General features: G+C 57.2%; 29 protein-coding genes. 10 read left to right on the forward strand and 19 right to left on the reverse strand.

Annotated elements, in window-relative coordinates:
• Positions 1–25: 25 nt before the first annotated feature.
• Positions 26–502, forward strand: a complete 477-nt coding sequence (gene smpB / locus G6L01_RS03845) for an SsrA-binding protein SmpB (protein WP_015915448.1) — start codon at positions 26–28, stop codon at positions 500–502.
• Positions 503–664: 162 nt separating this feature from the next.
• On the opposite strand, the gene G6L01_RS03850 is transcribed toward smpB, so the two are convergent.
• From G6L01_RS03850 to G6L01_RS03865, 4 genes are all read right to left on the reverse strand, one after another.
• Entirely contained in the window at positions 665–943 is a 279-nt protein-coding gene (locus tag G6L01_RS03850) for a hypothetical protein (protein WP_070167435.1), read from the reverse strand.
• A gap of 232 nt (positions 944–1175) precedes the next feature.
• Positions 1176–2249, reverse strand: a complete 1074-nt coding sequence (locus G6L01_RS03855) for a bifunctional transcriptional activator/DNA repair enzyme AdaA (RefSeq protein ID WP_070167434.1) — start codon at positions 2247–2249, stop codon at positions 1176–1178.
• A gap of 106 nt (positions 2250–2355) precedes the next feature.
• Positions 2356–3870, reverse strand: a complete 1515-nt coding sequence (locus tag G6L01_RS03860) for a methyl-accepting chemotaxis protein (RefSeq protein ID WP_070167433.1) — start codon at positions 3868–3870, stop codon at positions 2356–2358.
• A 652-nt stretch (positions 3871–4522) separates the two neighbouring features.
• Positions 4523–5101 (reverse strand): LabA-like NYN domain-containing protein, encoded by a 579-nt coding sequence (locus G6L01_RS03865; protein WP_060715910.1) that lies wholly within the window; start codon positions 5099–5101, stop codon positions 4523–4525.
• A 312-nt stretch (positions 5102–5413) separates the two neighbouring features.
• On the opposite strand from G6L01_RS03865, the gene rpoZ reads away from it, so the two are divergent.
• From rpoZ to era, 6 genes are all read left to right on the forward strand, one after another.
• Positions 5414–5812 carry a DNA-directed RNA polymerase subunit omega gene (gene rpoZ, locus G6L01_RS03870; RefSeq protein WP_060715909.1) on the forward strand — a complete coding sequence of 133 codons (399 nt, stop codon included), beginning with the start codon at positions 5414–5416 and terminating at the stop codon, positions 5810–5812.
• A gap of 158 nt (positions 5813–5970) precedes the next feature.
• On the forward strand, positions 5971–8211 hold the full coding sequence (locus G6L01_RS03875) for a RelA/SpoT family protein (RefSeq protein ID WP_070167432.1): 2241 nt from the start codon (positions 5971–5973) through the stop codon (positions 8209–8211).
• Positions 8212–8517: 306 nt separating this feature from the next.
• Positions 8518–8670 carry a DUF3563 family protein gene (locus G6L01_RS03880; RefSeq protein WP_015915454.1) on the forward strand — a complete coding sequence of 51 codons (153 nt, stop codon included), beginning with the start codon at positions 8518–8520 and terminating at the stop codon, positions 8668–8670.
• A 557-nt stretch (positions 8671–9227) separates the two neighbouring features.
• Positions 9228–9971: a signal peptidase I gene (gene lepB, locus G6L01_RS03885; protein ID WP_070167476.1), complete on the forward strand. Its 744-nt coding sequence runs from the start codon at positions 9228–9230 to the stop codon at positions 9969–9971.
• Positions 9968–10687: a ribonuclease III gene (gene rnc, locus G6L01_RS03890; protein WP_070167431.1), complete on the forward strand. Its 720-nt coding sequence runs from the start codon at positions 9968–9970 to the stop codon at positions 10685–10687. The genes lepB and rnc overlap by 4 nt, the downstream gene beginning before the upstream one ends.
• A 10-nt stretch (positions 10688–10697) precedes the next feature.
• Positions 10698–11681 (forward strand): GTPase Era, encoded by a 984-nt coding sequence (era, locus tag G6L01_RS03895; protein WP_070167475.1) that lies wholly within the window; start codon positions 10698–10700, stop codon positions 11679–11681.
• A gap of 12 nt (positions 11682–11693) precedes the next feature.
• Here era and G6L01_RS03900 read toward each other — a convergent pair whose 3' ends face one another.
• Entirely contained in the window at positions 11694–12794 is a 1101-nt protein-coding gene (locus G6L01_RS03900) for an AbrB family transcriptional regulator (protein WP_234892008.1), read from the reverse strand.
• Between the two features lie 233 nt (positions 12795–13027).
• On the opposite strand from G6L01_RS03900, the gene recO reads away from it, so the two are divergent.
• The gene (gene recO / locus G6L01_RS03905; RefSeq protein WP_070167429.1) at positions 13028–13822 is read left to right on the forward strand and encodes a DNA repair protein RecO; all 795 of its coding nucleotides are present in this window, start codon (positions 13028–13030) and stop codon (positions 13820–13822) included.
• Here recO and G6L01_RS03910 read toward each other — a convergent pair.
• The 3 genes from G6L01_RS03910 to G6L01_RS03920 form a co-directional block, all read right to left on the reverse strand.
• Positions 13741–14004, reverse strand: a complete 264-nt coding sequence (locus G6L01_RS03910) for a hypothetical protein (protein WP_070167428.1) — start codon at positions 14002–14004, stop codon at positions 13741–13743. The genes recO and G6L01_RS03910 overlap by 82 nt on opposite strands.
• Positions 14005–14533: 529 nt before the next feature.
• The gene (locus tag G6L01_RS03915) at positions 14534–15385 is read right to left on the reverse strand and encodes an MOSC domain-containing protein (protein WP_070167427.1); all 852 of its coding nucleotides are present in this window, start codon (positions 15383–15385) and stop codon (positions 14534–14536) included.
• A 4-nt stretch (positions 15386–15389) separates the two neighbouring features.
• Positions 15390–16034, reverse strand: coding sequence for an HD domain-containing protein (locus G6L01_RS03920; RefSeq protein ID WP_070167474.1), 645 nt, complete (start codon positions 16032–16034; stop codon positions 15390–15392).
• Positions 16035–16396: 362 nt separating this feature from the next.
• On the opposite strand from G6L01_RS03920, the gene G6L01_RS03925 reads away from it, so the two are divergent.
• Positions 16397–17017, forward strand: coding sequence for an EF-hand domain-containing protein (locus G6L01_RS03925; RefSeq protein WP_139190328.1), 621 nt, complete (start codon positions 16397–16399; stop codon positions 17015–17017).
• Between the two features lie 249 nt (positions 17018–17266).
• Here G6L01_RS03925 and G6L01_RS03930 read toward each other — a convergent pair whose 3' ends face one another.
• The 7 genes from G6L01_RS03930 to G6L01_RS03960 form a co-directional block, all read right to left on the reverse strand.
• A complete protein-coding gene (locus tag G6L01_RS03930; RefSeq protein WP_070167425.1) occupies positions 17267–17809 on the reverse strand; it encodes a tyrosine phosphatase family protein in 543 nt (180 codons plus the stop codon).
• Positions 17806–18453 (reverse strand): YfbR-like 5'-deoxynucleotidase, encoded by a 648-nt coding sequence (locus G6L01_RS03935; protein ID WP_070167424.1) that lies wholly within the window; start codon positions 18451–18453, stop codon positions 17806–17808. Before G6L01_RS03935 ends, G6L01_RS03930 begins: the two co-directional genes overlap by 4 nt.
• A 1-nt stretch (position 18454) precedes the next feature.
• Positions 18455–19297 (reverse strand): CAF17-like 4Fe-4S cluster assembly/insertion protein YgfZ, encoded by an 843-nt coding sequence (ygfZ, locus tag G6L01_RS03940; RefSeq protein ID WP_070167423.1) that lies wholly within the window; start codon positions 19295–19297, stop codon positions 18455–18457.
• Between the two features lie 176 nt (positions 19298–19473).
• Positions 19474–20250 carry a hypothetical protein gene (locus tag G6L01_RS03945; protein ID WP_139190326.1) on the reverse strand — a complete coding sequence of 259 codons (777 nt, stop codon included), beginning with the start codon at positions 20248–20250 and terminating at the stop codon, positions 19474–19476.
• Between the two features lie 17 nt (positions 20251–20267).
• Positions 20268–20525, reverse strand: coding sequence for a hypothetical protein (locus tag G6L01_RS03950; protein ID WP_015915468.1), 258 nt, complete (start codon positions 20523–20525; stop codon positions 20268–20270).
• A gap of 99 nt (positions 20526–20624) precedes the next feature.
• Entirely contained in the window at positions 20625–21059 is a 435-nt protein-coding gene (locus G6L01_RS03955) for a TIGR02301 family protein (protein ID WP_070167422.1), read from the reverse strand.
• A gap of 69 nt (positions 21060–21128) precedes the next feature.
• Complete coding sequence (locus G6L01_RS03960; RefSeq protein ID WP_070167421.1) at positions 21129–21569, reverse strand: NUDIX hydrolase; 441 nt, start codon at positions 21567–21569, stop codon at positions 21129–21131.
• 90 nt (positions 21570–21659) lie between these two features.
• On the opposite strand from G6L01_RS03960, the gene G6L01_RS03965 reads away from it, so the two are divergent.
• A complete protein-coding gene (locus G6L01_RS03965) occupies positions 21660–22415 on the forward strand; it encodes an SOS response-associated peptidase (RefSeq protein WP_156584194.1) in 756 nt (251 codons plus the stop codon).
• A 23-nt stretch (positions 22416–22438) separates the two neighbouring features.
• Here G6L01_RS03965 and G6L01_RS03970 read toward each other — a convergent pair whose 3' ends face one another.
• The 4 genes from G6L01_RS03970 to G6L01_RS03985 all read right to left on the reverse strand — a co-directional run bounded on the left by G6L01_RS03970 (position 22439) and on the right by G6L01_RS03985 (position 26489).
• On the reverse strand, positions 22439–22579 hold the full coding sequence (locus G6L01_RS03970) for a hypothetical protein (protein ID WP_174089192.1): 141 nt from the start codon (positions 22577–22579) through the stop codon (positions 22439–22441).
• 257 nt (positions 22580–22836) lie between these two features.
• Positions 22837–23745, reverse strand: coding sequence for a CDP-alcohol phosphatidyltransferase family protein (locus G6L01_RS03975; RefSeq protein WP_070167420.1), 909 nt, complete (start codon positions 23743–23745; stop codon positions 22837–22839).
• A 37-nt stretch (positions 23746–23782) separates the two neighbouring features.
• Complete coding sequence (locus tag G6L01_RS03980) at positions 23783–24481, reverse strand: phosphatidylserine decarboxylase (protein ID WP_070167419.1); 699 nt, start codon at positions 24479–24481, stop codon at positions 23783–23785.
• 121 nt (positions 24482–24602) lie between these two features.
• Positions 24603–26489, reverse strand: coding sequence for an ABCB family ABC transporter ATP-binding protein/permease (locus G6L01_RS03985; protein ID WP_070167418.1), 1887 nt, complete (start codon positions 26487–26489; stop codon positions 24603–24605).
• Positions 26490–26573: the final 84 nt, after the last annotated feature.

Here is a 26573-nt window from a genome sequence, read left to right on the forward strand (position 1 = left end):
CATTAGGTCGGATTGGACAGAGTTCATGGCACCCAGAGGCAGCCAGCGCACCGTAAACAAGATCGTCGCGGAAAACCGCAAGGCGCGGTTCAACTATGAGATCATCGACACCTACGAGGCCGGCATCATGCTGACCGGCACGGAGGTCAAGTCTCTGCGCGAAGGCAAGGCCAATATTGCCGAATCCTATGCTTCAGACGAGGGTGAGGAAATCTGGCTGATCAATTCGCATCTGCCGGAATATCTCCAGGCCAACCGTTTCAATCATGAACCCCGCCGTCGCCGCAAATTGCTGCTCAACAAGCGCGAGATCAACCGGCTGCGCGTTGCCATCAATCGCGAAGGCATGACGCTGGTGCCGTTGAAAATCTATTTCAACGAAAAAGGCCGCGCCAAGCTGGAATTGGCCTTGGCCAAGGGCAAAAAGCTGCATGACAAGCGCGAGACCGAGAAGGAACGCGACTGGAACCGGCAGAAAAGCCGGTTGCTGAAGACGGGCTGAGATACGTGTGAGTTGTCAAAGCGCCGCGTAGAGTTTGTCAGGGAAAAGTGGAATCCGGTTTTCCCGAAAAGACAAACGAAAACAAAAGAATCTAGAGTCTGTCTGGTTCAATTTGAACCTGACAGACTCTAGTACGGCGCTTTGACAGGCATGGCATGAGTTTTACCGCCCGTGCATCCCAATCAGGAAGGCATAGGCCGCCAGTCGGGCGTGCCGCTCCTGTTCCTGCCGGGATGAGATATCCCTTTCGTCGAGGCCGATATCGCGCAATTGATGCGCATTCAACTCGCTTATGTTGTTGCTCGGCTTTTCCCCGCCCTGACGCGAGAAACGGCGCGCCAGAACCGAAGCGATCCAGCGATAGGCCGTCGCAAAGCGGCGGGTGAAACCGCCTCTGGGGGCCAGGACAACACTGTTTTTCGTCGGATCTGTCGTGCGCATGATCTTTTCCTTTCAAGCGGGCACGAGGACAGGAGCCTACGTCGCGACGACGCAGACAAGCGATGGGTGAGGGGTGAAAAGGTGGCAAGCCGAGAGCCTTGTTATCCGTCATGGAAACAGGGAATTTTTCCCTTTTCCTGGAAATAGTCTGGCTGCCAGTGGACGCGCGAAAAATGACCGAGATGCGTCAAATCGTCCAGCGAATGTTTTGAATGACAACGATCAGCGACGCTTATGGGTTGTGTTTTATGCGTCGTTCGTGATTGAGCAACCACTGTTTGCGCCACAGTCCGCCGCCATAGCCGGTGAGGCTGCCATCCGCGCCGATGACCCGGTGGCATGGTATGACGATAGCGATCTGGTTTGCTCCATTTGCCCGTGCCACCACCCGCACGGCGCTTGGACGGTCAAGGGCTGTCGCCAGCTCTGAATAGCTACAGGTCTCCCCCACTGGAATGTGCCGCAGCGCCTGCCACACATCGCGCTCGAATGGCGTTCCATGTCCGGCCAGTCGGGTTTCGAATCCCCGGGTTTCGAAATCATTCGGATCGCCGCTGAAATAGCGAGCCAGTTCGGCCGCGATTTGTTCGGTCACGGCGGTTCGCCCAATTGCCACCCCGCAGCCCTGTCTTGTCTTCAGACGGTTCAGTTCCGTTGGCAGGGCAGGCCGGTCGGCAAATTCGAGCAGATGCAGCGCATGATCGTCAGCAATCGCCAGCATCGGTCCGATCGGTGTGTCGATCCAGTCAGCCTTGAGCAGGCCGAGGTCCTTCATCCGTGCCGGAGCATTGCCAAGCAATTGGGTGATGGCGGCACGAAAGCCGCTGCCGGATTCATATCCGGCCTCGATTTGCGCTTCGATCACCGCCTCGCCAGCCGCAAGGGCTTCGGTGCCAAGGCTGATCCGGCGCAACCGTGCCATTTCGATAAAGCTCACTCCGAACCGGCGTTTAAACGCGCGCCGGACCGTGGATGGGTCATGACCGAGTGCAATGACGTCCGCTTCTTGCCAGCGACGACCGGGATCGGCGTCCAACCGCTCGAGTAAGGCTTTTACCAGCGGATCGGCATGGCCATAGGCGAGAAGCGGCCGGCAGCGTTTGCAGGGGCGAAAACCGCCTTCAAGGCAGGCGGCAATAGTTTCGGTGAACCGGCAATTTTCCGGTTTGGGTTTGCGCGCCGTACAGGTGAAACGGCAGAAAATCCGTGTCGAGGTGACGCAGACATAGGCGAAGCCGTCATAGGACGCATCTTTGGCGACCAGTGCGGCGTAGAGGGTATCGTCGGAAGGTTGTTTGAACAGCATGGGCAGGTTTTACGTCATTCCACCGGACGCCGCCGCCGAAAAACGGGCGTGGATATGCCCGTTTTCAAAATTCTTTGGCTCGATGAACGATTTTATTTTTCGGTCATCAGGCCGCGTAGCTCTGGTGGTAGGCCCCGGACCGTGGCGTATGCGCCTTCGTCCCTTGCGTCTGGAAACGGGCCAGCAGCGATGCCAGATGGTCGGATACACCTTGCAGCGTATGGGTTGAGGCGTTGGTTTCCTCCACCATCGAGGCATTCTGCTGGGTCAACTGGTCCATACTGGAAATCGCGGCATTGATTTCACTCATCCCGGAGGCCTGTTCCTGGGCGGCCTGGGCTATCGCTGCGATATGGCCGTCCACTTCGCGAACTTGATCGCTGATGGTGCGCAAGACGTCGCCCGTCTGGTTGACCAGGGCTACGCCATTGGCGACGTCTTTCGACGAGCGGTCGATCAGCGTCTTGATTTCCTTGGCGGCATTGGCGGAGCGCTGCGCCAGTTCGCGCACTTCCTGGGCGACCACAGCGAAACCCTTGCCTGCCTCGCCCGCGCGTGCGGCTTCTACCCCGGCATTCAGTGCCAGCAGGTTGGTCTGGAAGGAAATTTCGTCGATGACGCTGATGATCGAGGAAATCTTCGTCGAACTGTCCTCGATAGCGCTCATGGCCGCGACCGCATTGCCGACGATCTCGCCCGATTTGCCGGCAGCCTCTGCTGCATGGCTGGCCACCGTCTGGGCTTCGCGGCTGCGCTGCGCCGATTGCTTGGCAATCACGCTGATTTCCTCCAGCGCCGCAGCCGTCTCTTCAAGGGCGGCGGCCTGTTGTTCGGTGCGCTTGGCCATGTCGTCGGTCGCCCGGGTCAGTTCACGGGTATTGGCATTGACCTGGCCTGCTTCGTGGCTGATTTCGTCGAAAGCGCCCGCCAGGGTGGCGACGGCCTTGTTGAAATTGCCGCGCAAGGCCTCGTATTGTGGCGCAAGCGGCGTGGTGATCTGTGCCGTCAAATTGCCGTTGCTGAGCGCCGCCAACGCATTGTCCAGGGCGCTCAAAGCCTGTTGCTGTTCTTCTTCGATCCTGGCGCGCTCCGCGGCAATTTTGCTGCGCTCCTCGCCCAAAGCTTCTCCATAGGTGGAAATGGCGAAATCCATATCCAGCATCGTGGCCCGGATCAGCGCGGAGATTTTTGGAATGGCGCCTTTCAAGCGGCTGCCGAACAGCGTTCCACGCATCTCTGCTTCCAGCACGCCAGTGACCAGGCCTGAGAGAATCAGGCCATAGCCGTCGATATACCAGCGCGGGTCGAGGCCCAGCCTTGCATGGGTGCGGCCAATCGTGGTTGCCGAGGCAACATAAGCGCTATCCAGATGACCGGAAAGCAGATGGCTCCAATGCTGGATCTGTTTCTGTTTGGCATGTTCGATATGGCTGTCGCTGGAAAAGAACTTCGCCGCTTCCGGATGCTGTTTGGCGGTTTGGTAGAAGATGTCCAGCGTCGGACCGATGGAATGGGCAATGATCGGCTGCAAGCCAGCGACGACCTGCAGATCGCCTGCCGTCAGCTTGAGGAAAGCCATTCGCTTGTGAAGTTCGCCATTGTCATCGGTTGCATTAGTCATGAAACACCCTGGTCCACTTATCCTGTTTTAAAAATGCACGATCATCAGCCATTCAATACGGAGATCGGCACGGCGCTTTGCCATAACGCGAGGCCTGCGCTGCATCCCATTTTATCCAAGGTGTTGAAGACAGTATGCAAGAGGCGGCGCCTCTAGCCTTCTGTCGCTATCCGAGGAAAAATACTCAGCCTAGAGACTCGCTATGGTTGCGTTATTGATAAAAATTCTACCGGCTGTGGATCTGTTAGGATCTCACCTCCCATGGAAATGTTAACGCCCAGAAATTTAACAATAGGATAATAAGGCGGTCACCAGCGTCTAACCGCAGGAGCGGGTAAACCAAGATATTATTGCAAAAACCCTTAAAATAAGCAGATCTTACGTTGCTGAATATCTAATAGATACAGTCGTGTCGCGATCCGCTATGCGTGTGTCGCGTCCTGTTTGAGCCGGAAAATTTTTTATCAAGAAAGCAAATGGCAGAGCGGTTGCGTGGCAACCATCAGTTTATTTCCCTTGGCAATGCAGGAAAAGACATGTGCCCGACCGTGGTAGAGGGGACCCTGGCTGACCCAGGGTCGTCTCATTGTGCAACAAATAAAGCGCTACAGCGAAGCTGATTGCGCCATATTTGGCACGGTGCTATCGGCGATCAGATCTGCGGCTCGGCCAGCATGGGTTCGACCTGGCGTATCGGCCGTTCGCTTGGATCGCGACCGATTTCAGCCTTCAGTGATACGAGATCGATGAAATGATCGGCCTGGCGGCGAAGGTCGTCAGCAATCATCGGCGGCTGGGTTGACATGGTCGAAACCACGGAAACCTTGCGGCCTTTACGCTGAAGGGCTTCGACCAGCGTGGTAAAATCGCCGTCGCCGGAGAAGATCACCAGATGATCAACAGTTTCGGACTGTTCCATCGCATCAATGGCCAGTTCGATATCCATATTGCCCTTGACCTTGCGGCGGCCCATGGAATCGGTGAATTCCTTGGCTGGCTTGGTAATGACCTTGTAGCCGTTATAGTCGAGCCAATCGATCAGAGGACGGATCGACGAATATTCCTGGTCTTCGATCAACGCGGTGTAATAGTAAGCGCGCAGCAGATATCCACGCTTTTGAAATGCTTTGAGCAGCTTGCGGTAGTCGATATCGAAACCAAGGCTTTTGGAAGCCGCATATAAATTTGCGCCATCTATGAAAAGCGCTATTTTTTCTCTCGGATCAAACATCCTTCAACATCCTTTGTTATATACATTAGCGCGGCATCATGTATGGCCAGCCTCGGGTTCCAACCCGACTCAATGTATTATGATTTAATCATATATGAATTATGTATCCAGCGATAGAGCATATTCCAACCGCCTGTTGATTGAATCTTTATTAGTTTCCATTTTTTTTTACAATTTCTAGGTTGAGTCTGGCCAAAACGACGCTCAGGAAAAACTTGAACTCCGGCGATAATACATGTATCCGGTCTGTCAATCCCTCAGGAATAAATATTAAAAGCCCCCAGGACTAAATAGTAAAAAGAAGGACAGACCATGGCACGCGTCACCGTGGAAGATTGCATCGACAAGGTCGATAACCGTTTCGAACTGGTTCTGCTGGCAAGCCATCGCGCCCGTCAGATCTCCCAGGGAGCCCAGATCACCATCGACCGCGACAATGACAAGAATCCCGTCGTTGCCCTGCGCGAAATCGCCGATGAGACCCTGTCGCCGGACGATTTGAAGGAAGACCTGATCCATTCCCTGCAAAAGCATGTCGAAGTGGACGAGCCGGAACAGGATGCTGCCTCCGTTGCCGAAGGCCAGCTGACCAGCGGCTCGCAAGACGAGGACGAAATGCCGGAAACCGTAGCCTTCGACCAGATGTCGGAAGAAGAGCTGCTGGCCGGCATCGAGGGCCTTGTCCCGCCTGAAAAGAGCGACGATTACTGATTGCCGAAGTCTCAAGATCGGCGTACCGGTCTTGAGATGGTACGATCTTTCAAACTCTCTGTGCGTCAATCGGAAGGTTGGCGCGCTTTTTCTTTTGAGAGTGCGTCTTCGACCAGCTTTGTTGTGGCCTGATTTTCGATTGATGGAGTAGCCTTGGCATGATGCGGCAATATGAGCTCGTGGAGCGGGTACAGAAGTACAAGCCCGACGCCAACGAAGCATTGCTCAACAAGGCCTATGTCTACGCCATGCAGAAACATGGCCAGCAGAAGCGAGCCAGCGGCGATCCCTATATTTCCCATCCGCTGGAAGTGGCAGCCATCCTCACCGAAATGCATCTGGACGAGTCGACCATCGCGGTTGCCCTCCTGCATGACACGATCGAGGATACCACGGCGACCAGGGCCGAAATTGACGAATTGTTCGGCGAGGATATCGGCCGGCTCGTCGAGGGTCTGACCAAGCTCAAGAAACTTGACCTCGTTACCAAGAAAGCCAAGCAGGCCGAAAACCTGCGCAAGCTGCTGCTGGCGATTTCCGACGATGTGCGGGTTCTTCTGGTCAAACTGGCCGACCGCCTACACAACATGCGCACGCTGGAGCATATGCGTCCCGACAAGCGCGCCCGGATTTCCGAGGAAACCATGGAAATCTATGCGCCGCTGGCCGGTCGCATGGGCATGCAGGACATGCGCGACGAGCTGGAGGATCTGTCCTTCCGCTATATCAATCCCGAAGCCTATGAGACCGTCACCAAGCGGCTGGAAGAGCTTTCCCGGCGCAATGAAGGGCTGATCAAGAAGATCGAAGACGAGTTGAGCGACCTGCTGGTCGCCAATGGTCTGCTCCAGGCCTCGGTGAAGGGGCGGCAGAAGAAACCCTATTCGGTGTTTCGCAAGATGCAGTCCAAATCGCTGTCCTTCGAGCAGCTTTCGGATGTCTACGGCTTTCGCATCTTGGTCGATGGCGTCGCCGCCTGCTACCGGGCGCTCGGCATCGTCCATACCCGCTGGCGGGTGGTGCCTGGCCGGTTCAAGGACTATATCTCGACACCGAAGCAGAACGACTACCGGTCGCTGCACACCACCATCGTCGGTCCGTCGCGCCAGCGTATCGAGTTGCAGATCCGCACCCACCGCATGCATGAAATTGCCGAATACGGCATCGCCGCCCACGCGCTTTACAAGGACGGCGAGGGCGGTGGCGAAGGCGAGCTGCTGTCGCGAGAAAGCAATGCCTATTCCTGGCTGCGCCACACGATCGAGGCTCTGGCGGAAGCCAACAATCCGGAAGAGTTTCTTGAGCACACCAAGCTTGAACTGTTCCAGGACCAGGTCTTCTGTTTCACCCCGAAGGGCAAGCTGATTGCCCTGCCGCGGGGCGCTACGCCGATTGATTTTGCCTATGCGGTTCATACCAATATCGGCGATACCACCGTCGGTGCCAAGATCAATGGCCGGATCATGCCGCTGGTCACTCGCCTTGCCAATGGTGACGAGGTGGAGATTATCCGCTCCGGCGTACAGGTGCCGCCAGCGGCCTGGGAAGAGATTGTCGTCACCGGCAAGGCCCGCGCCGCCATCCGCCGCGCCACCCGCATGGCGATCCGCAAGCAATATTCCGGCCTTGGCTATCGCATCCTCGAACGGACCTTCGAGCGGGCAGGCAAGACGTTTTCCCGCGAGATTCTGAAACCGGTTCTGCACAGGCTGGGCCATAAGGATGTCGAGGATGCCATCGCGGCTGTCGGTCGCGGCGAAGTGTCGTCACTCGATGTGCTGCGTGCCGTATTCCCCGATTATCAGGACGAGCGCGTTACGGTAAAGCCTGCCATGGACGATGGCTGGTTCAATATGCGCTCAGCCAGCGGCATGATGTTCAAGCTGCCGCAAGGCAAGAAGGCATCTGACGCCGCAAAACCTGCCGATGGCAGTCTGGCGGAGGAGTTGGATCCGCTGCCGATCCGAGGGCTTGCTGGTAACCTCGAAGTGCATTTCTCCGCAGCCGGTGCCGTTCCCGGTGACCGTATCGTCGGCATCATGGAAGACGGCAAGGGGATCATCATCTATCCGATCCAGGCGTCTGCCTTGCAGAAATATGATGACGAGCCGGAACGCTGGATCGATGTCCGCTGGGATCTGGATGAGGCCAACAAATCGCGCTTCCATTCCCGCATCCTGATCAATGCCATCAATGAGCCAGGTACGCTGGCCAAGGTGGCCCAGCTGATTGCCGGGCTGGACATCAATATCCGGCTGCTGTCCATGATGCGCGTCGCTGCCGATTTCACCGAAATGGCCTTCGATCTGGATGTCTGGGATCTGCGCCAGCTCAACCAGCTTTTGTCCCAGCTGAAGGAGCTGGATTGCGTGGCAACCGCCAAGCGGGTCTATGACTGAGGCTTGGATTGCCAACTTCGATTGAAATTATGCTGTCGATACAAGGCGGTACAGCGTCATAGGGGCGTTTTATAATACGCACGGTGCCGTAAATGCTTACCGTCCACTTTGGCGGTGCTGCCAATGTTTTGACATTGGAGCCTTCTTTCTGATCAAATTTCGTGCAGTTTCTGGCTAAATTCTGCGGTTTTTAATGACGCCATGCGCTATGTGCATGGCTGGCAACGCGCCTTGTCTCTGGTTCTTTGTGCAGTGCACTCGTATATTGAGGTCATCGAAACAAACACAGAGAGAAGAGATAAGACAATGTTTGGTCCTATTCGCAAATTTGCCCGCGCCCTGCGCGTCCCAACTGCCCAGGAACGTGAAATGGCTTACCTGAACGCTGCCCATGATCGCCTCGACCTGGAATATCGCCAGCGCGAAATCGATGGTGGCCTGTTCCGCCGCATCCGTTAATCGCTATACGCCGGGCGCATGGCTGGCTTGTGAAATCAGCTGTGCCGGGTGGAGCGAAATTGGATGTCGAGAAAAAAAGGTCGCGGTCTTGCCGGGGCTTGTGAATAAAGACGGGGCATCCAGCCACGTCGTGTATTAATGGTCATCATGAATGGCCTTCCTGATACGGGACCATCATCTTTGGGTGGTCTCGCCGACGAACGCGATGCGTTTGGGTGCTGGCCAATCTTAAAATTACATTTCTGATGTTTTCGGGCCTGATGTTTTTTAGGGCATGCGTTTGCATCCGTGCTCGTTATTTATCTTGGCTGGCTATTTATCTGGTATTGCCTGGTTTCCCGGCTGCACATCGGCAGCACTGTGATGAAGACCGAAGATCTCCACCTATGCCGCCTCTTTCCCGTTAAAGTTCGTTTCTCAACGATAATTGTCTGATCCGTGTGCGTTCCTGTCGTGTTATCGGGACGCAAGCGCGTGATGCAACGGTTTTGCCGTTGCCGGTTCGGCCTGAAACGACTAGAGAAACGTCAGACTGACGAATTATGAAAGAGACCGGCGTGACGGATAAAGTCGAAAAGAAGCAGAATGCCCTTTGGGAGAACATCAAGGTCATCATTCAGGCGCTGGTGCTTGCCATGGTGATCCGCACCGTGCTGTTCCAGCCTTTTACCATTCCGTCCGGCTCGATGATGCCGACGCTGCTGGTGGGTGATTATATCTTCGTCAACAAGTTTTCCTACGGCTATTCGAAATATTCGCTGCCTTTTTCCCTCGATCTGTTCTCCGGCCGCATTCTGGCGAGTGAGCCCAAGCGCGGCGATGTCGTCGTCTTCCGCTTTCCGCCCAATCCTGACATCGATTATATCAAGCGTCTTGTCGGCCTGCCGGGCGACCGTATCCAGGTGACGGATGGCGTGTTGCTGGTGAACGGCAAGCCGATACCCAAAGTGCCGGATGGAACCTTTACCTCCGATTACCGGATGGATGCTGGGCTCGACGTGCCCGTCTTCCGCGAAACGCTTGATAATGGCGTCAATTACGACACGCTGGATGAAACCCAGAATTCGGCTGGTGATAATACCCGTGAATTTACCGTTCCCGCCGGTCATTACTTCATGATGGGCGACAACCGCGACAATTCCGCCGATAGCCGCTTCGATGTGGGCATGGTTCCGGCTGAAAACCTGGTTGGCCGTGCCTCGGTGATCTTCTTCTCGCTTGGCAATAACACGTCCTTCCGCGAAATTTGGAAATGGCCGTCCAATATGCGCTGGGACCGTTTGTTCAAGGTTGTTCAATGAAGGCTCCCAAGGCCCTGAGCGCTGACGAACGGGAAAAAGTGGAGGCCGTGATTGGCTACCACTTTATCGGCAAGGACCGGCTGGACAAGGCGCTGACCCATTCCAGCGCCCGGCCCGCCAAGGGTAGCGATTATGAGCGCCTGGAATTCCTGGGCGACCGGGTGCTTGGCCTCTGCGTGGCCGAGCATTTGTTCACCGTATTTCGCACCGCCACCGAAGGTGAGTTGTCGGTGCGGCTGAACCAGTTGGTCAGCGCGGAGACCTGTGCGGCGGTGGCCGATGAGATTCAGCTGCATCGCTATATCCGCACCGGTGCAGACGTCAAAAAGCTGACCGACAAGAACATGCTGAATGTGCGGGCCGATGTGGTGGAAAGCCTGATTGCCGCCATTTATCTCGATGCCGGGCTGGAAGCGGCGCGTGCCTTCGTGTTGAAGTTCTGGGCTGAGCGTGCCTCCCGGCAGGATGCCGGTCGTCGTGATGCCAAGACCGAGCTACAGGAATGGGCACACGCAAAATTTGCAGCGACACCGGTTTATCGGGTTGCGGACCGCTCTGGACCGGATCATGATCCGAGCTTCACGGTCACGGTGGAAATCGGCAAGCTGGAGCCGGAAACCGGAATTGACCGGTCGAAGCGCGCCGCAGAACAAGCGGCGGCGACCCGGTTGCTGGAAAGAGAAGGCGTGTGGACGAGATCCGCCGCCTCAGATTGATTGGATGACAATGACCGAGCATGAAAACCAACCGACTGGCGATGGCCAGATCGAAGACACCGTCGCTGGCACCGTGGCTGAAGATGCGGCTGTGGTTCGGCCGACCCATTCTGGCTTCGTTGCCTTGATTGGTCCCACCAATGCCGGTAAATCGACCCTGGTTAACCGGTTTGTGGGTGCCAAGGTGTCGATCGTCAGCCACAAGGTGCAGACGACACGCGCCGTCATGCGCGGCATTGCTATCCATAACAACGCACAGATCGTCTTCATGGATACGCCCGGCATTTTCAAGCCGCGCCGCAAGCTGGACCGGGCCATGGTGACATCCGCCTGGGGCGGGGCCAAGGATGCTGACGTGATCCTGTTGCTGATCGACAGTGAACGCGGATTGCGCGGCGATGGCGAAGCCATTTTGGAAGCATTGAAGGATGTGCATCAGCCAAAAATCCTGGTGCTGAACAAGATCGACCAGGTGCGTCACGAGGATCTGCTGAAATTGGCTTCAACGGCCAACGAGGTGGTCAAATTCGAGCGCACCTTCATGATCTCAGCCACCAACGGTTCCGGTTGCCAGGACGTGATGGATTATCTGGCCGATTACCTGCCGGAAGGCCCCTGGTACTATCCGGAGGATCAGATTTCCGATCTGCCGATGCGCCAGCTGGCGGCGGAAATCACCCGTGAAAAACTCTTCCTGCGCCTGCATCAGGAATTGCCCTATTCTTCCCATGTCGAAACCGAGAAATGGGAAGAGCGCAAGGACGGCTCGGTCAGGATCGAGCAGGTAATCTATGTCGAGCGCGACAGCCAGAAGAAGATCGTGCTCGGCAAGAATGGCGATGCCATCAAGTCGATCTCCACCAGTTCGCGCAAGGAAATGTCGGAAATTCTCGAACAGACGGTCCACCTGTTCCTGTTCGTGAAAGTCCGCGAAAACTGGGGCAATGATCCCGAACGGTTCCGTGAAATGGGCCTGGAGTTTCCAAGGGACTAACCGATTTTTAGGTCATCCCTTGATCCGGTTGGCGATGAACTTTGAAATCGACGGACCGAGCGCCAGGATCATCAGGAAGCGTGCCGTTTGCAGGGCCAGCACGAAGGGCAGGTCCACATGGGTGGTGGCGGCAATGATCGCCACCGAGTCCAGCCCGCCCGGGCTGGTGGCGAGATAGGCGGTTAGCGGATCGACGCCCAGCAGATACCACAGCAGAAAAGCCAGACAGCCGCCAAAGGAAATCAGAATAAGGATCGACAGGGCAACCTGTGGTGCCGCCTTGGCGGCATGCAGCAAAAGACGGCGGCTGAAGGCCAGCCCGATGCGCCACCCGACCATGGCATAGGCCACGGCCAGCAGCCAGAGCGGCAGCTCGATCTTCACCAGCCCGAAGGAATTTAGCACGGCCATGACGAGCATTGGCACCAGCATCGTGCCTGCCGGGATTTTCAGATAGTGACCGGCGGCAGTGGACGCAGCGGTCACCGCCAGCGTCAGGGCCAGAGCTTGCCAATCAATTTCAGGGAAAAACACCAGGGGTGGCGGCTCCGCTCCGGCGATGTTGAAGACGAAGGCCGCCATGGCCGCAGCCGCCGAGGCCACGCAGACCACCCGCAGATACTGCATGAAGGCAACCAGCCGCGTATCGGCGCCGTAAGCTTCTGCCATCAGCACCATAGCCGAGGCGGCTCCTGCCGAACTGCCCCAAACCGCTGTGGTCCCCGGCAGAACCTGGCGCTTCGCCATGATGTAGCCGAGCAGTGAACTGAGTGCGATCACCGACAGGGTCGCGCCGATAAACAGCGGCCAATCCTGCAAGAACCGCCGCAAGATATCACCATTCAACGATTCGGCGATCATGCAGCCTACCAGCGCCTGGGCGGCGATATAGGGTGGGCGCGGCAGGGAAAGTCTTGCGCCATTGGTGGCAAACACGATAGCGGCAATCATCGGCCCAAGCAGAAGCGCTGCCGGGAAGCGGACATATTCCAACGCCCCGGCGACCAGCAGCGACAGGAGCAGCAGCAATCCCCATTTGAGCGCCGATGGAAGCGCTGTCAGCCGGCCGTCGCCCAAGGCGGATTCGGGGTTTTTCGTGTCCATTGGGGTCATGTCATGCCGTCTTGCGGGATTTGAACCAGGGATACGGCGCTGAAGTGAAGTCTGCCGCAGGTCGAAAGGCCGGGTTGTTGTATAGGGGGATCTTCTTGTCAATGCCATGTGAAATTCTGACATGGCAGCTATGCTGCCTGGTTGCCAAAAGACAAATTTGCAAGAATTCATATGGAGGGGAGGTCCCCGATTTTTTTCGGGCGAAAATCATCGCTCTGGTATAAAAACAATCTATGGAATGGACCGATCAGGCAATTGTGTTGGGTGTGCGCAGGCATGGCGAAACCAGCGTCATTGCAGAAATGATGACATTGGCGCGGGGCCGCCACCTCGGTCTGGTCCGGGGCGGGCGATCACGCACCATGCAGCCGGTGTTGCAGCCGGGCAATGTCGTGGAAGTCACCTGGCGGGCGCGGCTGGAAGAGCATCTGGGCGATTTTCGCGTCGAACCATTGCAATTGCGAGCCGGTCTTCTGATGAGCTCGGCCACGGCGGTCTATGGCGTGCAAGCGCTCGCGGCCCTGCTGCGCCTGCTGCCGGAGCGCGAACCACATGCGCATCTGTATGAGGCGATGAATATCATTCTCGACAATCTTCACGAGCCAGCGTCGGCAGGCGAATTGTTCATCCGCTTTGAGCTGGCAATCTTAGATGACCTCGGCTTTGGCCTGGACCTGACAGCCTGCGCAGCCACCGGTGGGCGTCAGGATCTGGTTTTCGTTTCGCCGAAGACGGGGAGGGCGGTTTCCCACGACGCCGGTCTGCCCTATGCGGACCGACTTCTATCTCTTCCGGTTTTTCTACAGCCAGAGCCGCTAGCGGGAACAGGCAAGCAAGCCGATGCCCAGGCCCTGCAACAGGCCTTCCGGCTGACCGGTTATTTCCTACAAAGACATGTGTATGAACCGCGCGGGCTCACGGCTGGAGCCGCGCGCGATGGTTTCTGTCAGGCGGCGCTGAAAGCCTTGGAGACGCCGGATGAGATCGCGCTGGGTGGAGCTGCCCCGAAACCGGTGAGGGTGCCATAGGCATTCTCGTCAGACTTTTTCATATGCGTGCGGATGGCGCGTTGCAGTTCGGTGACATTGCTATAAACGCCGCCATCCAGATCGATGACTGGAAATTTCACGGCGATGAATTTGACCCGGTTGCCTTCCGGGACGCTGATTCCAACCGGCACACCGGCATATTCAATAACTTGTTTTTCCATAGTCATATCCCCGCCCGCTTTGATACGCAGGCCAATAGTCGATCAATTGTGGTGTCTTGTTTTAAGAACGCGTCACATTCGACAGCAAATGAAAGACATCATCATAACGCCTCTCACGCCAAGCGGGCATAGATGCGAGGAGCGCGCCGCATGGTGCGATAGTCTGCGCATATGCTTTACCTCCTTGCCTGGGAGCCGGTTATGGAACCGGCTTTACATTGAACACGTGTCGATGGATTTCCTGTCTGATTGACAGATCCTGGTAGCGTGTATCGCCACCTTGCCGACAGCGTTGAAGGTAAGATCAATGGGTCGATCCGTCAATGGCGCTCCAATCAAAAACAAAATATATTTTTGTGATCGGTTGAATATGAAGGTTTCATGGCAAAATGAATCCCACATGCCCCATTTCGGAAAATAGCGTTCGCATTGCGGCAAAATCTGCGCAGTCGCAAAAATCAGAAAAAAATCCCGTTAAAATTGAAATATTGGATTTTCATGCAAAATATCTGTCGGTTAAGAGAACCGTTTACCGGCGTTTCCTAAGTTCGATGCCTTCCGGGCGCCTTTCCAGCACCTCGACAGTATCGCCAAGGCGCAGTGTGCCGATGGTGCGGGGAACAGCGTTCCAGCCGAATAGAGGACCGGGAACGCGCTTGTCGCCTGACATTCGCAGTCGTCCCATGGCGGCAAGCGGCGAGGGGCCGGAGCGCGATCCAGTCTTCTGATCTTGTGTTGTCATGATACAGCGGGCGCAGGGCTTGACGAGATCGAAGCGCAATCCACCAATGGCGATGCTGGCCCATTGGTCCTCCTCCCAGGGCAGTGCGCCGTCGATGACGATATTGGGTCGGAAGCGGTCCATGGCAACCATGCCCTCCCCATGGGATTCCATATCGGCATTCAGCGCGTCGAGCGAGGCTGTCGTTGTGATCAATACCTGATAGCCATCGGCAAAGGTGACGGGCGTGTCCGGTCCGGCCCAGTCTGGATTGGCCAGGCGCGAGGCTCGTTCATCGAAGAACACCAGTTCGAGCGGCCTGCCGAACCATTGCGACAAGGTTTCGTTGACTGCGGGATCAGCCAAGGCCGAATCCACCAATGACCGCCAGACCGTGACCGGCTTGCGGACGCTAAAACTCTCAAGAGGCATGCTGATGTTCCTGCTATCATCGAGTCGTAGGTATAAAAACGCATCATCCAGCCGAACGTCCAGCTGCGCCAGTTCCGGCAGCTCTCGTTGGGTGACGAAATGCCCTGAGGGCTCCACCAGCATCAGCTGGCGGTCGCGGCTAAGACCCTCGGGACGAATGTCGGCTTGTGTCAGGGCAATGCCCCGCGCGCTTTTTAAAGGATAGATGCAAAGGTCGGAGAGAAACATCGGATCAGATCTCCTCAAGAAAATCATTGAAAATTGACTGGAGGCGTGAATGGCGCTCAAGCGCCATCTGCTGTCCGGCCTGGGTCTGGAAGCCATCCGCCAGTTTGAAAAGCTTGGTCTGAAAATGGTCGATGGCAAAGCGCTTGTCGTCCAGTGGGCGATGTAAAGCCTTCGGATCGCCTGGATCGTAAAGGCCGGAGCCTAGCCGCCCGGCAATGTAGAAACAGCGCGCCGCCCCGACCACACCGATGGCATCCAGCCGGTCGGCGTCTTGCAGGATCTTTGCTTCCAGCGTTTCGGGTGCAAGATTGGCCGAAAAACTATGGGTGAGGATGGCGTGGGAGACCGCTTGGATGCTGCTTGCTGGCCATTGCCTGTCGTCAGCCAGGATCGTTTCAGCTTTCATTGCGGCAAGGCGGGACGCATCCGCTCGGTTGGGTGCGTTCTTTTCCATGGAGACGCAATCATGCAGCAGCACGGCAGCGGCGAGAATCTGACTGTCGCCGCCTTCGACCGCATGAATGCGCATGGCGTTTTTGAACACGCGCAAAATATGGGCGGCGTCATGCGAGCCATCATTGCCCTCAGTGGCATGCGGCAGGAGCCATCTGGCAAGATCGTCATGAGGGGCAAAGGCTGTGGTTATCATCGGGGCATCTTCTCGAGGGGGAATCAGTCGGTCCTGCTGCATCATTGCGCAAATCCAATGCGATTGAAGGAAAAATCCACCCTCGCTATCGCATGATTTTGCGATGGTCTTCGCAGTGAGCAAAGCCGCAAGCAAGGACGCAATTTTCCGTGATCCTGCGGGGCTATCCCTGAGCGTTTTTCAATGCAAATTCCAGAAAACCCAGGATTTATAGGGGTATTTCTAGCCTCATACAAATTATCACCTATAACAATTGCCTTTTGACGAAAGACCCCAAATCACGATAGTCATCGCCCTGCGCCTTCCTGTCTCGCGTGTAAATGGCGCTATAACAATAGAAACAACCTAGACAGGGGTTTTCAATGACGAGCGTTTCTTCAGCGTCTCTTTCTTCCGTGTCGTCTTACAATGTAGGCTCGACATCCAGCCTGGACACCAATGGCGATGGTGTCGTTTCCGCGGAAGAGCAATCTTCAGGCTCTACCAGAACTCAGGACCCGACGGTTCTGAGCGACAGTGCCGCCAACAGCACATCCTCGCAGCTTTCCAGTGACCTGATGGCGATGGAACTGTCCCGTGGCGACAGCTCTTCCACCGACCAGAATGCAACCAAGTCCATCGACACTGATAGCGATGGAAAAGTAACCCAGGAAGAATTTGTCAATGCACGTCCTGAGGATGTGTCTGAGGAAGATTCGACCAAGATGTTCGAGGCCATTGACTCGGAAGATGCTGGCTATGTGACCGAAGACCAGATGCAGTCCGAGGGTAAGATGCCACCTCCGATGATGATGGGCGGTATGAGTGGTATGGGCGACATGCAGAGCCTTAGCAGCATGATGTCCGGTGACAGCAGTGGTAGCGAGGACAGCATGTCCATGGATGACGTGTTCAGCCAGATGAGCTCGGTTATCAATGCCTATCGTTCCGCTGGCGGCACTGCCGACGAAACCGATACGACCGGACAAACCGCCGCTGCCTGACGGGTCGCTATCGCACCCGACTATCCCGGTGCAGGACTTTGGAGCTCATCGTTCTAGAACTGATACTGGGAGATCGTTTTATCAGCCATGAGGCTGAATGCTGCCCTGAAGGGCCGCTACTTGCAAACAAACGGCATGGAGACATGATGCCTATGCCGATTGAACCTGCATCAAGCTTTACCAATCTCTCCCTTTTTTATCCCATTCAATGCTGATTTATTGATCCCTCGGATCGAGCGCCTATCCGTATCAAGGGGAGCTGGAGACGGGATCGGCTGCTAGAATTGGCAGCACAAATGGCGCATTGCCATCGGCGTCCTGGCCTCGGCCTAGTTTTTTCATCGCCGCAACGAAGCGCCCCCCGCGTGAAAGCAGACTATCGGCAATCTCCACCATCCGGATATTGGGCGTTGCAAAAGGCGACGCGGCCCGCAAGCCTTGCGCCAACGCCTCATCGTCCTGTTCGGGATGCAAGGCGAGGCTGGCAATCAAGGCTGCGGCTGGAGAACGTGATACCCCCATCCAGCAATGTATCAGCAGCGGCGCAGTCTGGTCCCAATCCCTCACGAAATGAATGATCTGTTCCACATGCACGTCTTGCGGGGCGATGAGATCACCTCTGCCGGCAAAGGTAATGTCGTTCAGCGCAAGCGTCAGATGGCGATCCGGTGAAATCACTGCGGGACGATGAAAATCCTGGCCCTTGGCCAGCAGGCTGATCATTTCTTTCGCCTTGTGGCGCACCGCCATTTCGGCAAGGCGGGCCAGCGGGCTGACGACGAAATAGCTCATGGCGCACCCGTACCGGATTTTTTGTGCTTTTCCGCCTCACGCAGCCGTTCAATGGCGTCGAAACGCTCCGCGAATTGCCGTTGCGCTTCAATGGCTGGCATAGGGCCAAGCGGTAGCATGTCGACGGTGATATTGCGCGGCTGGCCGAAGATTCGCACGGCTTCCGTGTTGGTAAATCCCGCAAGCTCGGTGGCCTCGAAATAGGCGGCGATGCTATCGGCTTTCTTGATCAGGCTTTTCAGGCTGGCCGTGGGATGCGAGGGCAAGCCAAATCGCAGATGGATGGCCGTCTCCAGCCGCTTTTCGACCAGCTTATAGCCGCCGCCCACCACCGCCTTGAAGGGCGAAATCATATCGCCGATCACATATTCCGGGGCATCGTGCAGCAAGGCCATTTGCAGGTCGTTGGCGCTGTATTTGCTATTGCAGCGGCGAAAGATTTCTTCGACCACAAGGCTATGCTGGGCCACGGAAAAGGCATGGTCGCCGACCGTCTGGCCATTCCAGCGGGCGACGCGGGCCAGGCCATGGGCAATATCGGAAAGCTCGACATCAAGCGGCGAAGGGTCGAGAAGATCGAGACGACGGCCCGACAGCATCCGCTGCCAGGCCCGCGCCGATGTCGGAGGAGGGGCGGCGGGCATGTCAGTCCTCGTCTGACGTGGCAGGGAAATCCAGGCCGGTCCATGCGGGCAGGCGCAGGTGCACGGCCTGATCACCGGCCAGAATAGGCGTGCCATTTGTTATTGCATCGCCAGTGCGGTCGATGCGGACGATCGCCAATCCCATGTTGTCCAAGACGGTGCCGAGTGTGCCAAGCGGCTTACCATCGGCACGAAGCTCAGTGCCGGTCGCGGGCAGGGCAGTGTCAGCGGAAACGATGGCGATCCGGCGGCGGGCCATTTTGCGGTGATGCATGCGCGACACCACTTCCTGCCCGACATAACAGCCCTTCTTGAAGGAGACGCCGCCATTGAGATCAAGCAGCACATCGTGCGGATAGGCATCCTGGAGCGGATAGTCGAGCCCCGCTTCGGCCACCCCAGCCTTGATTCGCAACGCTGTATAAAGCCGGACATCATCCCCAGCCGAGTTGACGCGACCCGGCACGCGCCAGACAGTTTCCCCGGCAGCAGCGAAACGACGATCCTGAAAAGCGGATTCAATCGGCGCCTCGTCCCAAATCACTGTGACACCGGTAAATTCAGCGGCGGTAAGGGTCACGGCGGCGCGCAGCTTGTAGAGTGTCAAACGGCGCAGCAGGGCCTCTTGTTCGTCAGATGCTACCTCCAGCAGATAGCCATCGGCCAGCGGATAGACCAGCATGTCAATCAGGATCTTGCCCTGGGGTGTCAGCAACGCCGAGGGCGCGGCTTGCCCAGGCTGGATAAGGCCGAGATCTGCTGTCAGCAAATTGTTGAGAAAATGCGCGGCCTCTGCTCCAGCGACCTTTAGAAAAGCCCGGTTTTCAAGAAAAATGGCTGGCATGAGACGATCCAATTACATCTTGCGAAGCCACGGCAACATTGAGCGAAGCCGTGGACTGCATATTTTTCTCTTCAGCAACTTCATTGCCGCGAGGTGACATATCTTGAAGTCGTTTGCCTTGTTGGGAAAGGCGGGTTGGGCTTTTCCCTGACAACAGTAAGGCAAACACGCAGCGATCAATCGCCTGCCGTGAAGAATTTCCATTTGCCGTCGGGGGCAATGCCGATGCGGAAGAAATTGTAATTACCAACTTCCAGCATGTTTTCGAAATCGCCCGCTGTCACCAGCCGCAGCAATTCCACCTTTTCCGGTGGGGTCAGCGTTGTCAGCGGCTTTTCGGCGAAATAGGGCCAGACATAGGCTTCCTCCGGGGTTCCGGCATTGACATGCACGAAGCCGGTCGACAGCACGTCGAGCATGATGGCCAGGACTTCGAGGCCGTCGGGATCGCCAGAAACGCTCTTGATCGTTTGGATCGGGTCGCCATTGTCATTGCCAAGCGCCAGCGCGGTCGGGTCGTTGCCGCCCGCCAGAAGCGCACGCAACCGTTCCGGATCGCCGGAGGCCGCGGCCTCCACCAGCTTTTCGCGCAGTTTGCGCACCGGTTCAGGCGCCTTGCTAATATCGTAGATCACTTCAACAGGTGTGTGCGGGGCCGCTTCGGCAGCAGCACCTTTCGCCTTGTCAGCGGGTGTCGCCTGCTGTGGTTCGGCGTTGGGGGCGCTCTTCGGGTCGGAAGTGCTATCGGTTGGAAGGCCCGGCTGCTGGCCGGTTTGCGGTTGCTGCCCCTGCTGCGCCGCGTCCTTGGCGGCGCCCTGCAATTCCGACAGAGCGAAACTGCTGCCCGGCAGAGCGACAACGGCAATGCTTGCCATCCAGCCGCAGACCAGAATTGTTTTTACATTGTTCTTGAGACCGGTTGTCTTTGCTCCGGTCTGGCATGCCTTGCGCATCTTATTGCCTCTGAAACTTACTGAACACTTCGCTTGGGAGAAAACTCACCGGCCAGCATACGGGCGCGCAAAGACTCCAACATGGCTTCCGCACCATCTTCGCCATGAATGCGGATGGTTTCGCGCATGGCCAAAGCAATGGCCGCATCGGCGATGATTTCCGGTTCGATGCCATCAGCCATGCCGTCGGCCCAGGCCTCGTTCTGATATTCGAGGGCAGCCTGCATCTTTTCATGAACGATCATGTCGTCAATCTCGTTGCGGCGTGGTTCCATTCTGCATGTCCTCGAAGCGATACTTACTCAGCTGTTAACGACTCTATCAGTGTTTTATCAAAACGACACGGGCGAATGCTAAATCGGATGAATTATTGGTTAATTTCCAAAGCGCGCCGTCATTTCCCGAACAAGTGTTGCGCCTTCAGCACGATACTGGCTTTCTGCCACCCGAGCAGCAGAAGTGCAAGAGGGATGCACTGCGGCAAAGGCGCGATAACCACGGTTATAGGCGGCTGTCAGCATCTGCTTGCGGGCTGGTTCAGTGCCTGCATCGAGCGCAATCAGCTTTTCGGCCGCAGCCCGCCATTGCTGCTCCGGCTGGCCCGCGCAGAGATTGCGCAGATAGGTCACAGTCCCCAGGATTTCGGAGAGCCGATTCAACTGCCCGTCATAGGGTGTCGCCTGTTGCACAGGCGTTGCTGCCTCGCCGGGCAGCTTTGCTGGAGGCGCAACACTTGCTGCCGCCGCAAGTCCCGCCAGAAGGAAAGACACGGTACAAAGAACAGGAAAAAACAGCATTCGTCGGGTCATGCATATCCATGGCATATCCGGCAGATTAGCCGGGATTGACTTCAACCTTATCACGATTCCCGCCTTGGTTTACGCTGCTTTACCGCAAGCCACCAGCTTTTCCACGCAGTCGCGCACGCTCGGTGGCACGGGCAGATCCCGGATTTCCACCGGGCTAAACCAGCCCAGCGCTGCGGCATCGCTTTGGGCGACTGCCGCCGCCGCCGGGTCGTCCAGGGTGACGAGAAAAACGGAAAGCCGGAAGTGATGGTGACTGGGGCCGCCCGGGTCCGGGTAGAGGTCGTAGCTGGCAAACAGACTGGGCGCATGGGCCGATAGGCCGGTCTCCTCTTTCAGTTCGCGCAAGGCGGTCTCTTCCGGTGTTTCGCCGGGTTCGCCACGCCCGCCAGGAAAAGCGTAGAGATCGGCGGCTGGCGGCTTTGACCGCTTGACCAGCAGCAGCTTGCCCTGCCAGATCACGATGGCGGAGGAGGCGGGGGCGAAAAAAACCGGGACGGGTTGCTCGGTCATGCGGTGCTCATTCTGTTTGCTGATCTGACGCGTCAGGCAGTCGTTGTAAGGACGCTTGACGATAGGCTCTGTGACTGCGAAGACAAGTGCATGTGTGGACGTTTTGCCCTGACCGTGACACCGGACGAAATCGTGGAGGCCTTTGGTCTGCACGAACTTGAAGCCTTTCCGCCCCGGTTCAACATTGCTCCGACCCAGCCGATCCTAACGATTGGTAATGGGGAGGTGCCGATGGCGGGTAGCAACCTGCCGAGCCGGCGGGCACTGCTGGTGCGCTGGGGTTTTCTGCCCGGCTGGGTGAAGGACCCGAATGATTTTCCGCTGCTGATTAATGCGCGTTCCGAGACGGCGGAAACCAAGGCGTCGTTTCGCGGCGCCATGCGCCATCGCCGTGTTTTGATCCCGGTCTCCGGCTTTTATGAATGGTATCGGCCAGCAAAGGAAAGCGGTGAAAAACCGCAGGCTTATTGGATCCGCCCCGCCCAGGGCGGTATTGTCGCGTTCGGGGGACTGGTCGAAACCTTTGCCGCTGCCGACGGGTCTGAAATCGATACCGGTGCCATCCTGACCACAAGTGCCAATCGCTCCATTCGAGCGATCCATGACCGCATGCCTGTCGTGATCGGCCCGGAGGATTTCGAGCGCTGGCTGGATTGCAAGCGCCAGGAGCCACGTCATGTGGCTGACCTGTTGAAACCGGCAGGCGAGGACATGTTCGAAGCCATTCCGGTTTCCGATAAGGTCAACAAGGTCGCCAATACCGGCCCGGATGTACAGGTCCGTGTTGAAAACCCAACGCCGAAAGCCGAGCCCAAGCCACCTTCGCAACAGCTATCGCTGTTTTGAACGGTATTGGAAAAAGGGCGTCCTCACGCGACTTTCTTGATCGGCGCTCGCTTCAACATCAGAGCGGCGGCAATTACCGCTTTCAGACCGATCGGACGGTAATTGTCGCTCAATTCCGGCTTGGCCGGTTGCGGGGCTTCTTTAGCTTGCAGGGGGGCGGGCATGATGTTCTCCAAAGTGTTTCCATTGCGGCCTCTCAGATTTTCTTGCAACCTGAGGGACACGCATTTCCCTTGTTTCAGTCTGTCCTTATCGAGAAAACCGGATTGCGTTTTTCCCGTAACAAACTCCAGAACAGTGCTTTTTTGACTGCTCAGGTTTAGAGATCATGACACTTTCGTGAACAATGCAAATTAATTTAAATCAAAGGCTGCTACTTTTCGTGAGTCTGTTTTACAATTTCCGGTTTTAAAGGCCTGTTTCAAAGGCCTCGATCCATTCCGGCGCCGTGATGGTCGTCGTGGTCTTCCATGACGGTCAAGGTGCCGTATTTCCGTTTCCAGGCGCGGGCGCCGAAGGGCAGGGAGAGAAGATAGACAATGACCGTCACCGACAGCACTTCCCAGGTGAAGCTCATCAGCAGGGCGACATAAAGCACCACGGCGATTGTCAGTGGCAGAACCAGATCGCGGCGGACCTTCTTTTCAGACTTGCCGGACCAGACCGGCAAACGGCTGATCAGCAGGAAGGCGATCAGCATCGTATAGGCCGAGGACGCAAAGGCAAAACCGGGTGTGGCTTCCACGCCCAGAAAGCCGAGGTAAATCGGCAGCATGACCAGAAGTGCACCAGCCGGTGCCGGAACGCCAACGAAATAGGCATTTTGCCAAGGGGCCTTGATGGCGCGCTCGTCCATCACGTTGAAGCGGGCAAGCCGCAGGCCTGCTGATATCGCAAAGATCAGCGCCGCGATCCAGCCGAAGGACCGGGCCTGGTCCAGAATATAGACATAGAGAACCAGGCCGGGCGCCACGCCGAAATTGACGATATCGGCAAGCGAATCCATCTGTGCACCGAATTTCGATGTGGCTTTCATCAGTCGGGCGATGCGTCCGTCGATTCCATCCAGAAAAGCCGCGACCAGAACCATGCCGACCGCAAGCTCGAAACGCCCCTCGAAGGCCAGGCGCACGCCGGTCAGGCCAGCGCAGATTGCCAAAACGGTAATCAGGTTTGGAATCATCAGCCGCAGGGGAATTTCCCGCAGCCGAGGCCCGCGTGAGGCCTCGTTGACCTCCTGCTGGCCCGCGTGATTCTCATCGGCCTGAGTTTTCGACGCCTCATGCGTTTCCGAAGGGTGCGCCTGATGCTGCGGCGTGTCGCTGTTCATGGCTGACCTGTCTCCGTTATGGCTTGCAAAAATCGTCTCAGCTGCGGCGGCTGATGACCGGGCCCTTTGCCGAACCATATTCCGCGATCACGGTTTCACCGCCAATCGAACGCTGGCCAACCGCAACGCGGGGCTCGGCACCGGCTGGGAGGTAGACATCCAGTCGCGAACCAAAGCGGATCAGGCCGAAACGTTCGCCAACCCCGAGCGCCTGGCCGGGCACCGACCAGCACAGGATGCGGCGGGCTACGAGGCCTGCGATCTGCACCACACCGATGGCGCCGCGCGGGCCGTCGATGACCAGCGAGTTGCGCTCATTGTCGCTGCTGGCCTTGTCCAGTTCGGCATTCAAGAAACTGCCTTCGCGGTAGACGACCTGACGGATAGCGCCGCGCACCGGGGCACGATTGATATGAACATCGAAGACATTCATGAAGATCGAGATGCGCAGCATCGGTTCGGACGACAGCTGCAATTCTTCCGGGGGGATGACCATCTGGATCATCGACACGCGGCCATCCGCCGGGCTGACCACCAGATCGTCATCCTGCGGGGTGAGGCGCTCCGGGTCGCGGAAGAAATAAGCGCACCACAGGGTCAGCACCATGCCAATCCAGAAGAGCGGACCCCAGATCCATCCGAGCACCAGCGATCCCACGAAGAAAGCGCCGACGAAGATATAGCCTTCCTTATGCACGGGGACGAGGGTATTGCGGATCGTATCGAACAAGGACATCGGTAGGACTTCTCCTGAAAACTCTATTGATGACGTGACTACCGCGAAACGTGTTCAGGGGCAATGCCGTGCCTGATTGAGGTCATCCACAGGCAGGCAGTCGCACTTTTATACATGGGCATTACACAGCAGGCGGAAGACGTTTGACCACGCCCAGATCGTCGCTTTCGCGCACTTGGCGCAGATGCTCTTCTGCTTGCGTTGCCTCCCGCTGCCGGTTCCACATGGAGGCATAAAGGCCGTTTTGCGCCAGAAGTTCCGCATGGGTGCCGCGCTCGGCGATTTCGCCAGCCCGGAGCACGATGATCTCATCGGCCCCGATCACGGTCGACAGCCGATGGGCGATGACCAAAGTGGTGCGGTTTTGCGAAACAATGTCGAGGGCTGCCTGGATATCCTGCTCGGTTGTCGTGTCGAGCGCTGAGGTTGCCTCATCGAGAATGAGGATTGGCGGTGATTTCAGCACGGTGCGGGCGATGGCGACGCGCTGCTTTTCGCCGCCCGACAGTTTCAATCCGCGCTCGCCGACCATGGTCTTGTAGCCCTGCGGCAGTTCACGGATCGAGCGGCTGATCTGGGCAATGTCGGCGGCGGCTTCCATTTCGGCATCGCTGGCCTCTGGCCTGCCATAACGGATATTATAGGCAATGGTGTCGTTGAACAGCACCGTATCCTGCGGCACCATGCCGATGGCGGCGCGCAGCGAGGTCTGGGTGATGTCGCGGACATCCTGCCCGTCGATGCGGATTGCGCCCTGCTGCACATCGTAAAACCGGTAGAGCAGCCGTGAAATCGTTGACTTGCCAGCGCCCGATGGGCCAACGACGGCAACCGTCTTGCCCTCCGGCACGGTAAAGGAAATCCCCTTCAGGATCGGCCTTGCCGGGTCATAGGCGAAATGCACGTTTTCGAAGGTGATCGCGCCCTTGGCGATGGCAAGCGGCTTTGCATCGGGCGCGTCGCGCACTTCCGGCTCTACCGCCAGAAGGTCGAACATCTGCTCGATATCGGTCAACCCCTGACGGATTTCGCGGTAGAGCATGCCAATGAAATTCAGCGGCACGGAAAGCTGCAACAGCAGGGCGTTGACGAAGACGAAATCGCCGATGGTCTGCTCGCCGCGCTGTACGGCCAGCGCCGAAAACACCAGCATCACTGTCATGCCCACACCGAAAATCAGCCCCTGGCCAAAGTTCAGCCAGCCGAGCGAGGTCCAGACCTGGGTGGCGGCCTTCTCGTAGCGGGCCATGGAGGCATCAAAGCGGCGGGCCTCCATGTCTTCATTGCCGAAATATTTGACCGTCTCAAAATTCAACAGCGAATCGATGGCTTTGACATTGGCGTCGGTATCGCTGTCATTCATCGCGCGGCGGATGGCGATGCGCCAGTCCGAAGCCTTGACTGTGAACCAGACATAGACGGCGACGGTGACGGCGGTGATCGCCAGATAAGAAAACCCGTAGCCCCACCAGAAAATCGCCGCCGTCAGGGCAAATTCGATCAGCGTCGGGATGGAGTTGAGAATGGTGAAGCGGACGATGGTTTCGATGCCTTTGGTGCCGCGCTCGATGATCCGCGACAGCCCGCCGGTCTTGCGCTCCAGATGGAAGCGCAGCGACAATTGATGCATGTGTAGAAAGGTTATATGGGCCAGCCGTCGCACGGCATATTGGCCGACGCTGGCAAACAGCGCGTCGCGGAACTGGTTGATGCCCATCTGCACGATGCGGGCCAGATTATAGGCGATGACCAGCATGACTGCCGACAGCATGAAGGCAGGCAGCAGGCCAGTCGCATCCATCTTGCCGTTCAGCGCATCGGTGGCCCATTTGAAATAATAGGGCACCAGCATCAGCACCAGCTTGGCGATCACCAGGAACAGGCTGGCCCAGACCACCCGCATTTTCAGATCGAGGCGCTCGGCTGGCCACATATAGGGCCAGAGATTGACGATGGTGCGCCACGGATTGCTGCTTTCGGCCGAAACCGTTTTGACTTTCTGATGCATGCTTTATGTCCTGCGCGCGGGCTGGTGGAAGCGCGGTCGGGTCCCAAATGGGGTGCCCGGAAGAGGAGGCAAGAAAAAGGCGAC

This window comes from Agrobacterium vitis (assembly GCF_013337045.2).
GTDB lineage: Bacteria > Pseudomonadota > Alphaproteobacteria > Rhizobiales > Rhizobiaceae > Allorhizobium > Allorhizobium vitis_B.